This window comes from Sinorhizobium sp. 8-89 (assembly GCF_030124325.1).
GTDB lineage: Bacteria > Pseudomonadota > Alphaproteobacteria > Rhizobiales > Rhizobiaceae > Sinorhizobium.
This window is the reverse complement of sequence record NZ_JASKLR010000009.1, coordinates 170196-182408: the sequence shown is the minus strand read 5'-3', so window position 1 is coordinate 182408 and position 12213 is coordinate 170196. Positions and strand designations below refer to the sequence as shown.

Genomic DNA, 12213 nt, shown 5'->3' with positions numbered 1-12213 from the left:
AGATATTCCATGAAACTCTCTGGCGTCATGCCCGCCCTCGTCACCCCCTTCGACGCGAACAACAGGATCGACTTCAAGGCGTTTGAAAAGCTCCTGGCGCATCTGCGTGAGGCCGGCGTCACCGGCTGGGTGCCGAACGGGTCGACCGGCGAGTATTTCAGCCAGTCCACCGAAGAGCGCCGCGAGGTGCTGCAATTCGTCAAGGATTTCGCCAAGCCGGGCGAGACCTTGATTGCCGGGACCAATGCGCCCGCCACGCGCGAGGTGATCGACCAGACGGCGATGGCCAAAGAGATCGGTTATGACACCGTCCTGCTGGCGCCGCCCTTCTACACCCGCCCGACGCAAGCCGAGCTGATCCGGCACTATGAAACCGTGCTCGATGCCGTGGATGTGAACCTGGTGCTCTATTCCTATCCGGTCAAGGATGGATCGGACATCAGTTTCGAGCTGATGGACCATTTCGCCGACAATCCGCGGGTGATCGGGATCAAGGAAAGCTCGGGCGTCTTGCAGCGCGCGATTGATATTGCCAGCCGCTACGAGGGCCGCATTCAACTGGTTTCCGGCTCGGACGACATTGCGCTCGACTTCATGTTCTGGGGTGCGGAGAGCTGGATCTGCGGGCCGTCGAACTGCATGGCGAAGGCCTGCTGCGATCTCGACCGGACCTTCAAGTCCGGGGATCTCGACAAGGCGCGGGAGCTGATGAAAACGCTCTACCGAGCGATGAACATACTCGAAAGCGGCAAGTTCGTGCAGAAGATCAAGTATGGCTGCGAGCTTCAGGGCTTGCCCGTGGGCGAGTGCCGGGCGCCGCTCGGACCGCTGACAGAAGATGAGAAAGCCGAGTTCCGCGCGGCGATGGAGCCGATCCTGAACTGGTAAGTCCCGGCAGGAGGGCAGATTGCCTTCCTGCTTTCCACCCTTCTTGAGGACAGATCGTGTCTCCTATCGCAGTCGTCGGCGCCGGCATTATTGGTGTCACCATCGCCTTCGAGCTCCAACGTCGCGGACGGAGCGTCGTTCTGATCGACCGGGATTCGTCCGGCAAGGGCGCCTCCTACGGCAACATGGCGTCGATCGCGGTCACCGAATTCATGCCCGCCTCGCGGCCATCGGTCTGGGCGCAGATGCCGAAATGGTTGATCGATCCGGAGGGGCCGGTGCGCATCCGCCCCTCCTATATGCCGAAGCTCACGCCGTGGTTCCTCCGGTTCCTGGAAGCGAGCCGCCCTTCGCGCGTGAAGGAACTGGAGGCGGCCGGCGCAGTGCTGTGCAGCCGTGTCTACGAAGACCTCATGCCTCTCCTACAGGCGACCGACCTAGTCGAAATGCTGACCGACGAAGGATGCCTCAGCCTCTATGCCGACGAGGCCGAGTTCAAGGCGGACCGGGAGCATATTGCGGTGCTGGAGCGCTTCGGCTTCCGCCACGAAGTCCTCGGCGGCAACGCCATACGCGAACTCGAACCTGCACTGACATCGAAGATCGCAAAAGCTGTCCTCTTTCCCGACAACCATTCGATCCGCGACCCGTACCAGCTTCTTCTTGAACTGCGGGACAAGCTCGTGGCGCTCGGCGGCAAAGTCGAGCTTGGCGAGGTCGTCGGCTTCGAGCAGGCCGACCGCGTCAAAAGGGGTGCGCCTGAATGATGGACGTTCGTTTGCCGCTTCCGAGATCGTGCTCTGCGCCGGCGCCTATACCGGCAAGCTGTCGCGACTGCTCGGCGAGCCGATCCCGCTCGAAACCGAACGCGGCTATCACACCCAGATCATGGCGCCGGGAATTTCGATGCGCCACTCGATCATCTGGCCGGCGCGCGCCTTCATGGTGACCCCGACGGCCGGCGGCATCCGCGTCGGCGGCACAGTGGAGATGGCGGGGCTCGATGCCGCGCCGGATTACCGTCGAGCGAAAGTGCTCGTCAAGCGGGCGCAGGAGGCGCTGCCGGATCTTCGGGCGGAAAAGGCGACGGAGTGGATGGGCCATCGGCCGGCGCTTCCAGACACCGTGCCGATCATCGGCCCGTCGGCGAAACACCGCGGCGTCTTCTACGCGACCGGTCACGGGCATCTGGGGCTGACCTATGCGGCCACGACCGCGCGGCTGATCGCCGATCTGGTGACGGGCGTCCAACCGCCGATCGATCTCAAACCATACCGCGTCGACCGGTTCTGACGGGCCGGCCAGCGCGGAAATCAACGGAGCGAACAATGCGCAGTGAACTCTACATCGATGGAAAATGGACACCGGCCGCAAACGGCAGGACGTTCGACGTCGTGAATCCGGCGACGGAGGAAATGTTCCACAAGATCGCCGCTGCTACGGCGGAAGACGTCGATGTTGCGGTGAAGGCGGCGCGCCGGGCCTTCGACAAAGATGGCTGGCCCAAGCTGTCCGGTGCACAAAGAGCAAAATACCTGCGCGCCATCGCCGACGGCATCCGCGCGCGGCAGGCGGAAATCGCTCTTCTGGAAGTCATCGACAACGGCAAGCCTTTTCCGGAAGCCGACTGGGATATCGCCGACGCCGCCGGCTGCTTCGACTTCTACGCCGGGCTTGCCGAGCAGCTCGACAACAACCCGGAAGAGCCGATCGCGCTTTCCGACGGCCGCTTCACGTCGAAGGCCGTCAAGGAGCCGATCGGCGTCGCGGGCGCAATCATTCCCTGGAACTATCCGCTGCTCATGGCAGCCTGGAAGGTCGCGCCGGCGCTCGCCGCCGGCTGCACGGTCGTCTTGAAGCCGGCAGAAGTCACTTCGCTGACCGCACTCGAACTCGCGGCCATTGCCGACGAGACGGGTCTGCCGCCGGGCGTCCTCAACATCGTCACAGGGTCCGGCTCGATCGCAGGGCAGGCGATCATCGATCATAAGGGCGTCGACAAGATCGCGTTCACCGGTTCCGGCCCGGTCGGCTCGAAGATCATGGCGGCGGCGGCTCGCGACATCAAGCGTGTAAGCCTTGAACTTGGCGGCAAGTCACCGTTCGTCGTCTTCGACGATGCGGACATAGACGAGGCCGTCGAATGGATCATGTTCGGCATCTTCTGGAACCAGGGTCAGGTCTGCTCCGCGACCTCGCGTGTCCTCGTCCAGGAAGGCATCTACGACCGTCTCGTGGCGAGGCTTATCGAAGAGACGAAGAAGATCAAGATCGGCAATGGCCTTGAGGAGGGCGTGCTGCTTGGGCCGCTCGTCTCCAAGCGCCAGCACGAGCAGGTGGTAGCGGCGATCGAGGCGGCGAAAGCTGCCGGTGCGACAGTCGCCTGCGGCGGCATGCGCCCGGAGGGTTTTGACAAGGGTTACTATCTCGAGCCGACGATCCTGACTGGGGTGCCGCTCGACAGCGACGCCTGGCGCGACGAGATCTTCGGACCTGTTCTTTGCATTCGGCCATTCTCGACCGAAGAGGAGGCGATCGAGCTTGCCAACGATTCCCGCTTCGGCCTCGCCGCGGCTGTCATGTCGAAGGACGATGTCCGCGCCGAGCGGGTTGCGGCCGCCTTCCGCGCCGGCATCGTCTGGATCAACTGCTCGCAGCCGACTTTCACCGAGGCGCCGTGGGGTGGCTACAAGGAGTCCGGCATCGGCCGCGAGCTTGGACGCTGGGGTCTCGAAAACTATCTCGAGACGAAGCAGATCACCCGCTTTGCCACCGGCGAGAAATGGGGCTGGTACATCAAATGACCGGCGGCATTTCGCTGAACTGGGATCGTTCGCTCGACCTGTTGCTGGTTCATTGCCAGGGCGAGATCGGCAAGGTCATCGTCGGCGGCGCGCCGGAAATCCCGGGCGCCACCATGCTCGACAAGATGAACCACATCAACACCGTCGACGACAGTCTTCGCCGTTTCGTCACCTTCGAGCCGCGCGCCAGCGTCGCCATGTCGGTCAACCTGCTCGTCGCTCCGACTAGACGCGATGCGGATGCCGGCTTCATCGTGCTGCAGGCCGATCGCGCGCATCCGATGTCCGGCAGCAATTGCATATGCGTCGTGACCGCCTTGCTTGAAAGCGGGCAGGTCGCAATGCGCGAGCCGGAAACGGTCGTCCGGCTCGATACACCCGCCGGGCGGATCGTTGCGCGGGCCGCCTGCCGCGAGGGGCGGTGCCTGTCGGTCAGCCTCGACAACGTGCCAAGCTTCGCTGAAGCTTTGGACCGGGAAATAGAGACGCCGCGCTGGGGGCGCATCAAGGCCGACATCGCTTTCGGCGGCGTTTACTACGCGATCGTTGATGTCGATCAGGTCGGAACCGCAATCGCGCCGGCCAATGCGCACTATCTCGCCGAAGCGGGAATCGAGTTGAAGTCGCTTCTCTCCGAGCAGGTGACGGTGAAGCATCCGGATCTCCCCGGTATCGACGAGATCGCCTACGTGATGTTTCGCGGCCATGAGCCTGACGGCGCGGTGCGCACCTGCACGACGCTGAAACCCGGTCGCGTCGACCGCTCGCCCTGCGGCACCGGCAGCTCGGCGAACCTCGCGACGCTCTTTGCACGCGGCGAGGTCGCCGCCGGGGACCGGCGGACGTCGCGATCGATCATCGGCGGCGAGTTCGTGGCGGAGGCGATCGGTGTCACCGAGGTTGGCGGACGTCCCGCCGTGCTGCCGCGGATCACCGGCCAAGGCTGGATCTATGGCCGCGAAAGGCTCCGCATTTCCGACGATGACCTGTTCAAGGGCGGCTTTGCGCTCTCCGACAGTTGGGGGCCGCAGGTTCACCTGTTGACGGAGGAGGCTTGAAATGGCCGACGAACGAAATTCACTTGTGGGCCAGACGGTGCTTGTCACCGGAGCCTCCGGGGGTATTGGCGCATCGATTGTCGAACGCCTCGCTGCGGAGGGCGCTCGGCCGCTGATCCACTACGGTCGAGACAAGGCCGCCGCCGAGGCGCTCCTTGCCCGCATTTCCGGACGCGGCGTCATCGTGCAGGCGGACCTGTCCAGCGCCGAGGGTCCTTTCGAATTGTGGCGCAAGGCGGAAGACGCGGTCGGGCGAATCCACGGTTTGATCAACAATGCCGGCATCCGCACCGAGATTTCGATCGACGCAGAGCCTGCAGCCTGGAAGGCGGCCTGGCAAAGAGAGTTCCAGGTGAATTTCTTCGCGGCGGCCGATCTCTGCAAGGAGGCGCTCAGGCATTTCAAGGCGCATGGGGGTGGCCGGATCATCAACATGGCGAGCCGGGCGGGCCAGCGCGGCTACGCTGCCGATGCGATGCCGTATGGCGCAACGAAAGCGGCACTCGTGAACCTCACGAAATCGATTGCCCGCAGTTTCGGTCGGGACGGCGTCGTTGCCATAGCGGTCGCGCCTGGTTGGGTGCGCACCGACATGGCCGAGGAATTCGTCGCCAAGCAGGGCAAGGAGGCGGCGGTCGCCGACATTCCAATCGGCGAGATGGCGGAGCCGGCCGAAGTCGCAGAGCTGGTCGCATTCCTGTTGCGTCCGTCGCAATTGTCGCTGAACGGGGCGACGCTCGACGTCAACGGCGGCAGTTACATCCGATAAGAGAATCTGGGAGCTTGTGATGAAGAGATTCGAAGGCAAGGTCGCGATTGTCACGGGCGGGGGCGGCGGCATCGGCTCCGCCATTTCGCGCCGGCTCGCGGACGAAGGCGCGTTGGTCGTCGTCTCCGACGTAAACGCCGATGCGGCGGGCGCCGTCGCGACTGAGATCGTGGCGGCGGGCGGCTCCGCGATCGCCATCGCGGCCGACATCGCGCGGAAGGAGCCCTGCGTCAGCCTGATCGCTCGGGCATTCGATCAGAGGAAGCGCATCGACATTCTCGTCAACAACGCGGGCATCAACCGACGCGGCAACCTCCTGTCGCTGACGGACGACGATTGGCATGCGAGCTTCGCTGTTAACCTCGATTCAATGTTCCATCTTTGCCGCGCGACCATCCCGCACATGATCGAGGCGGGAGGCGGCGCGATCGTCAACACCGCCTCACAATGGGGCCTCTATCCGGCGCCGAACCACATCGCCTACAACACGACCAAAGCGGCGGTGGCGGCGTTCACGCAGAACCTCGCCCGTGACTATGCTGCGCACAAGATCCGCGTCAACGCCGTCTGCCCGGGCGAAATTCACACGCCGATGCTCGAGGCGGGCGTTAAGCGATCAGGCCGCACCATTGCAGACCTCGACAAACTCGTTCCCTTCGGGCGGATCGGAAAACCGGAGGAAGTAGCAGCCCTCGTCGCCTTCCTCGCATCGAGGCCGCCTTCATGTGCGGCTCGCTCGTTGAAATAACGGGTGCTCAGGCGGTGGCCTAAGTTGGCGAACATTCTTCTGTGCTTCGGAAATCGCACGATGTATCGACAGGAACTCCGTATAACTGCGGCGGCGGCGATAGATCCGGTGTCCCATACGGGCGGATCGATGTAGTTTATCGAACGATTCTCGGCTTCGATTTGCAGGCATATGGAAACTTCGCTTTATCTGCCCGTCAAAGGCTTTCTTGAAAAGGCAGGTTACGTCGTCAAGGGCGAAGTTGGCGGCTGCGATCTCGTCGGCCTCAGCGATGACGATCCGCCTGTGGTCGTGATCTGCGAGCTGAAACTGAGCTTCAATCTGGAGCTGATCCTGCAGGCCGTCGATCGCGCAGCGGTCGCAGACGAGGTCTGGATCGCGGCGCGAGTCTCGGCCAAGGGCAAAGGACGGGAAGCCGACAAACGCTACCGCGATCTCTGCCGCAGGCTCGGGATCGGCATGCTCGGCATTTCCGATGCCGGCGATGTCAGCGTTATCGTTGGCTCCGTGTCGCCGATGCCGCGGACCAATCCGAAACGGCGTTCGAGGCTTATGCGCGAACACCAGAGGCGACGCGGCGATCCCGCAATCGGCGGGAGCACGCGCGCGCCTGTCATGACCGCATACCGTCAGCAGGCGCTCGGCTGTGCGGTAGCGCTGGCGTCAGGACCGCTGCGCGTGCGTGAAATCAGATCCAGCGTACCGGATGCCGGGAAGATTTTGCTTGCGAATGTCTATGGCTGGTTTGAGCGGCTTGACAGAGGCGTCTACGGTTTGACGGACGCCGCACGGGAAGCCCTGCAGCGATGGCCGCAGCCGGGCACGCAGGCAACAATAGCCGTCCCAGCGTGACTTTTGTTCCACAAGAGAGCTTTGCGCCCCTTGATCTAAGACATCGCCTTAAAGTCGAGTCCGCTCAGGCGACGGATGCATAGTCGACTCCCATGGGCGGCAGTCCAGTAGGGCGGATCGAGGTTCTGAGGGACGTCGGTCCGCTCGCGCAAAAGGCGCTCGTCGAGCTTCAGGAACAGATGGATGATGTTCCGTCGACTCGCCTCGCGCCACCAGGAACCAGACAATCACCTGTTTCTTCCGTCCCTGTGACCAAACCGCGTTTCAAGATAGTTTACCCCAAAAGAGACGACATCTTGCGCACCGAGCAGGTAGGAACGTGCGTTTCCCACTTGGCCTTCGCTGTGCCGCCCCTGCGAGACATACGCTTTCGCTATCGTCTCGACTGCATCCGGTTCTCCGTCAATGGCGAAGCAATCGAGGATGCCGTTCGTATCGAAGTCGTCAGCGGTCTCCCAAATTACTTCCCCATTCGGTGCGAGTATCGGCATCTGGTAGGTCACACGGCGTTTTCCCGGGATATCGGCTATCGCCTCTGCGTAATGCAGCACGGTGACCGCATCGAGGGGAGCTCCAAGCAAGAGCACTTTTCCGCCGCGCCGGACAAAGCGTTCGACAGGCGAGCCGCGGCCGAGGGCATGGCCCAGTCTGTGCGGCTCGATCAGCTCTTTCGCAAGCGCGCCGATTGCTACCATTGACGCATCGGGATGCGCACTGCGCAATGCGCCGGGCGTTTCGGCCAGGAATTGGTTCAGCAGACCGAAACCACGATAGGTTCGGGCGGTCGCGGGATCGAACGGCGGCCAGTTGCGCCGCACCTCTTCCGCGATCTGCGCGCCGTTCAACGTCTCCTCATAGGGAGACCGATCCCAGGAGGCATAGCCCATCAAGGTCCCGGTTGGTCCTATGGCATCACGCAGCGCCGCAACCACGCTTTCGGCCCCTCCTTCGACCACACCGATCGCCTTCAGCGAGGCATGCACCATCACGGCATCGCCTGTCTCGATGCCGAGCGCGTGAAGGTCCGATTTGAGTGTCGCCCTGTTCGTCACGTGGGTCCTCAGCTGTATGGTGACTGCTCACGCGTGCCATCATAGGGCTGATAGATGTTATCGTATGCCCCATAGGACCGATAATGATCAAAACACCCACCGAACATGCGCGGCCGTAAGACCTCGAACCGGCGCCACCGGATGCGCGATTGCAACTCCAATGATCACACCGGCGGTAAAGGCGGTGGGAGGAACCCAGTATAGAGGCGGTCCGCCGGGGCGAGCGACTACGATGCCGCGATATCCGTTAAAGATCAGCCGAGATCCTCGAAGCTCGCGCAAGGGCCCCAGTCGGAAGTGGCGATCGCACGGGGCGGTTTGCCCGTGCGATCGCCAGATCGTCAGTGGTTGTGCCGCGGCGGCGTCTTGGAGATTTGGCGGAACTCGTCCGCCTTCCTGATCGTCGCGCCGTCCGCGAGCTGGGTCACGGTCTGGCGGTAGATCATCTGCCAGGGAGTGGCGTCCTCCGGTACCTTCGGAATACCCTCGGCCTTGCGGCGCTCGATTTCGGCATCGTCCACCAACATGTCGCAGAGGCCTTCGTTGAAGTCGATGCGTATGGTGTCGCCGGTGCGTACCCAGGCAAGGCCGCCGCCGGCCGCGCTTTCGGGCGAGGCGTTCAGGATCGACGGGCTGTCAGCCGTGCCGGACTGGCGGCCGTCGCCGATCGTCGGAAGGCTCATGATGCCGCGTTTCAGCAGGTGATCCGGCGGCTGCATGTTGACCACTTCCGCCGAGCCAGGCCAACCCTTGGGACCGCTGCCGCGGATCACCAGGATGCAGTTCTCGTCGATTTCGAGCGAGGGATCATTGATCCGCTTGTGGTATTCCTCAGACCCGTCGAAGACGATGGCGCGACCCTCGAACACGCCCTCGCGTCCCGGCTCCTGCAGGTAGCGCTTGCGGAAGCCGTCGGAAACGACGCTCATCTTCATGATGGCGAAGTCGAAGAGATTGCCCTTGAGGACGAGGAAGCCCGCGCGTTCGCGCAGCGGCTCGGCAAAAGGCCTGATCACTTCGCGGTCGTCGGATTCGCGGCCTTCCAGGTTTTCCGCCATTGTCTTGCCGGTCACCGTCGGACAGCTGCCGTCGATCTTGCCGGCCTTGAGCAGTTCCCACATGATCGCGGGCACACCGCCGGCACGGTGGAAACGTTCGCCGAGATAGGCACCTGCCGGCTGGACATTGGCGAGCAGGGGTATGTCGTAGCCATGGACCTGCCAATCGTCCGGGTTGAGCGCTACTCCCGCGTGCTTGGCCATTGCCATTAGGTGGGGCTGGGCATTGGTAGACCCGCCGATGGCGGAGTTGACCTTGATCGCGTTCAGGAACGCCTCGCGCGTCAGGATGTCGGACGGCTTGATGTCTTGCAGCACAAGCTCGACGGCGCGGCGGCCGGTGCGATAGGCCATCTGTCCACGTTCGCGGTAGGCTGCCGGGATCGCCGCACAGCCGGTCAGCGACATGCCAAGCGCTTCGGCCATGGCGTTCATCGTGGACGCCGTACCCATGGTGTTGCAATGGCCGACCGAGGGAGCGGAATCGAGGGCCGCCTCGAGGAACTGCTCGCGGGTTATTTCGCCGGCGGCATACTTGCGGCGCGAACGCCAGATCACGGTACCGGAGCCGACGAGATCGCCGTCGTTCCAGCCGTCGAGCATCGGTCCGCCGGAAAAGACGATGGCCGGAATGTCGACAGTCGAGGCGGCCATCAGTGCCGACGGGGTGGTCTTGTCGCAGCCGGTGGTCAGGATCACGCCATCGAGCGGGTAGCCGTAAAGGATCTCGACCAGGCCGAGATAGGCGAGATTGCGGTCGAGCGCCGCCGTCGGCCTCTTGCAATTCTCGAACAGCGGATGGGTCGGGAACTCGATCGGAATGCCGCCTGCATCGCGGATGCCGTCGCGCAAGCGCTTCGCCAGGTCCAGATGGTGGCGGTTGCAGGGGTTGAGATCGCTGCCCGACTGGGCGATGCCGATGATCGGTTTGCCGGACCGTAGTTCTTCCGGTGTGGTGCCGTAGTTCATGAAGCGCTCCAGGTAGAGCGCGGTCAGGTCCAGGTGCTCGGGGTTATCGAACCAGTCCTGCGAGCGCAGCCGCGGGGCTGCCTTCCTGTCGTCGGTCATTGATCTTTCTCCCGTTCTCTTCCGTTGACCTTCTCCAGATGCAGCAGAAGCGCGCTGTGATCCTTTTCGCCGCCGCCATCGGTCACGAAGTCACGGAATTCGCTCCGTACCACGGCCGTCAATGGCAATTCCAGATCGAGGAGATCGGCCATGGCGGCAATCGCATCCAGGTCCTTCAGCTGCAGCCGAGAGGGACCGCCGGGCGCGAAGGTGCGGTTCACCATGCGGGCGCCGTGCAGGTCAAGGATCCGGCTCTCGGCGAAGCCGCCGCGAATGGCGTCGCGGAACCTGCCGCGATCCGCGCCGCCAGCTTCCACGAGGATCATCGCCTCGGCAACCGCGCCGATGGTGATGGCGACGATCTGCTGGTTGGCCAGCTTGCAGACCTGGCCGGCGCCGGCGGGGCCGACATGCGTGACGCGGCCAAGCGCGGCAAAGACGTCCGTGAGGCCGGCGATAACCTCGGCCTTGCCGCCAGCCATAATGGCGAGCGCCCCGGCTTCGGCGCCGACGACGCCGCCGGAGACCGGGGCATCGACGTGGGCGACGCCGAGTTCAGCGAGGCGGGCGGCATGATCGCGGGCGATCGGCGGGGCGATCGACGAGGAATCGACGACGGTCGCGCCGGCCCTCAGGACTTCGGCGACGCCGGCTTCGAACAGAACCTGGCCGACGGCGTTTCCGTCGCTCAGCATGGTGAAGACGACGTCGGCATCACGCGCAGCGTCGGCGGCCGTGGCTGCGAGGCTTGCGCCGTCGGTCGCCAGGGCTTCGGTTTTGGAGGCGTCACGGTTCCAGACGGTGACGGGAAAACCTGCCTTCAGCAGGCGGCGCGCCATCGGCGCGCCCATGAGGCCGGTGCCGAGAAAGGCAATGCGCCGGACCGCATTCGCTCTGTCCGCGGTCATCAGAGCTTGCCTCCCAGTTCGTCCTCGATGTGGACCTTGATGATTTCATCGAAGGATTTTTCAGCGGTGAAGCCGAGCTCGGTGGCGCGCTTGGCTTCGAAACCGGGGGCCCAGCCGGCGCACATGCGCATGATCATCTCGTCGGGCTCACGACGGATGAGCGACACGGCCTTCTCGCCGGCGACGCGGCGCAGAGCGTCGATCTGTTCGCCGACGGTGGCGCTGAGGCCCGGCATGGAAAGGTTGCGGCGTGGACCGACCTTTTCGACGTCGATGGTCGCGCCGTGGATCAGGAAGCCGACGGCCGAGCGCGGCGAGGCGTGCCAGTGGCGGACGTCCTCGGAGACCGGAAGTACGGCTTCCTGACCGACCAGCGGCTCGCGCAGGATGTTGGAGAAGAAGCCGGAGGCAGCCTTGTTGGGCTTGCCCGGACGGATGCAGATGGTCGGGAGGCGGATGCCGATACCGTCGAAGAAGCCGCGACGCGAATAGTCCGACAGCAAGAGTTCGCAAATGGCTTTCTGGGTGCCGTAGCTGGTGAGCGGAGTGGTGTGAAACTCGTCCGGGATCGGATAGGGCAGGGGAGCGCCGAAGACGGCGATCGACGAGGTGAAGACGACACGCGGCTTGTAGCCGTCCTGGCCGTGGGCGATGCGAATCGCGTCGAAGAGGTAACGAGTGCCGTCGAGATTGATGCGGTAGCCCTTGTCGAAGTCGAGTTCGGCTTCGCCCGACACGATGGCGGCGAGGTGGAAGATCACATCCGGCCGTCCGGCGACCAGGCGCTCCGCTTCTCCGACAGACGAAAGGTCGACGGTTTCAAGGACGGTCCTGCCGGTGAAACCCGCCGGCGCTTCCGGGGTGACGACGTCGATCAGCGTCATCGCGTCGATGGCGCGGCCGTCCAGGTTTCCGTCCTTTGCAAGACGCGCTGCGAGCTTGCGACCCACCATGCCGGCGGCGCCGATGATCAGAATGTGCATGTGATTACCTCCTCCATGCTTTCGT

General features: G+C 63.7%; 10 protein-coding genes and 2 pseudogenes. 7 read left to right on the top strand and 5 right to left on the bottom strand.

Features of this window, described 5'->3' with window-relative positions; all coding sequences use genetic code 11:
• The first annotated feature begins 9 nt into the window (after window positions 1-9).
• From dapA to QN219_RS18745, 7 genes and pseudogenes are all read left to right on the top strand, one after another.
• Window positions 10-888: a 4-hydroxy-tetrahydrodipicolinate synthase gene (gene dapA, locus QN219_RS18775; protein ID WP_284001328.1), complete on the top strand. Its 879-nt coding sequence runs from the start codon at window positions 10-12 to the stop codon at window positions 886-888.
• 56 nt (window positions 889-944) lie between these two features.
• Window positions 945-2181: pseudogene (locus QN219_RS18770) on the top strand (NAD(P)/FAD-dependent oxidoreductase).
• A 35-nt stretch (window positions 2182-2216) separates the two neighbouring features.
• Window positions 2217-3692, top strand: coding sequence for an aldehyde dehydrogenase family protein (locus QN219_RS18765; RefSeq protein WP_284001327.1), 1476 nt, complete (start codon window positions 2217-2219; stop codon window positions 3690-3692).
• 14 nt (window positions 3693-3706) lie between these two features.
• Window positions 3707-4750 carry a proline racemase family protein gene (locus QN219_RS18760; protein WP_284001394.1) on the top strand — a complete coding sequence of 348 codons (1044 nt, stop codon included), beginning with the start codon at window positions 3707-3709 and terminating at the stop codon, window positions 4748-4750.
• A 1-nt stretch (window position 4751) separates the two neighbouring features.
• Window positions 4752-5519 (top strand): SDR family oxidoreductase, encoded by a 768-nt coding sequence (locus QN219_RS18755; protein ID WP_284001326.1) that lies wholly within the window; start codon window positions 4752-4754, stop codon window positions 5517-5519.
• 19 nt (window positions 5520-5538) lie between these two features.
• Window positions 5539-6290: pseudogene (locus QN219_RS18750) on the top strand (SDR family NAD(P)-dependent oxidoreductase).
• Between the two features lie 148 nt (window positions 6291-6438).
• A complete protein-coding gene (locus QN219_RS18745) occupies window positions 6439-7119 on the top strand; it encodes a DUF2161 domain-containing phosphodiesterase (protein ID WP_284001325.1) in 681 nt (226 codons plus the stop codon).
• A gap of 227 nt (window positions 7120-7346) precedes the next feature.
• Here the strand turns inward: QN219_RS18745 and aac(3) are convergent, their stop codons facing one another.
• The 5 genes from aac(3) to denD all read right to left on the bottom strand — a co-directional run bounded on the left by aac(3) (window position 7347) and on the right by denD (window position 12188).
• Window positions 7347-8171 (bottom strand): aminoglycoside 3-N-acetyltransferase, encoded by an 825-nt coding sequence (gene aac(3), locus QN219_RS18740; RefSeq protein WP_284001324.1) that lies wholly within the window; start codon window positions 8169-8171, stop codon window positions 7347-7349.
• 8 nt (window positions 8172-8179) lie between these two features.
• A complete protein-coding gene (locus QN219_RS18735; protein WP_284001393.1) occupies window positions 8180-8278 on the bottom strand; it encodes a BA14K family protein in 99 nt (32 codons plus the stop codon).
• Window positions 8279-8512: 234 nt separating this feature from the next.
• Window positions 8513-10297 carry an IlvD/Edd family dehydratase gene (locus QN219_RS18730; protein WP_284001323.1) on the bottom strand — a complete coding sequence of 595 codons (1785 nt, stop codon included), beginning with the start codon at window positions 10295-10297 and terminating at the stop codon, window positions 8513-8515.
• The gene (locus QN219_RS18725; protein WP_284001322.1) at window positions 10294-11205 is read right to left on the bottom strand and encodes an NAD(P)-dependent oxidoreductase; all 912 of its coding nucleotides are present in this window, start codon (window positions 11203-11205) and stop codon (window positions 10294-10296) included. Before QN219_RS18725 ends, QN219_RS18730 begins: the two co-directional genes overlap by 4 nt.
• Window positions 11205-12188, bottom strand: coding sequence for a D-erythronate dehydrogenase (denD, locus tag QN219_RS18720; RefSeq protein ID WP_284001321.1), 984 nt, complete (start codon window positions 12186-12188; stop codon window positions 11205-11207). The genes QN219_RS18725 and denD overlap by 1 nt, the downstream gene beginning before the upstream one ends.
• Window positions 12189-12213 lie beyond the last annotated feature (25 nt).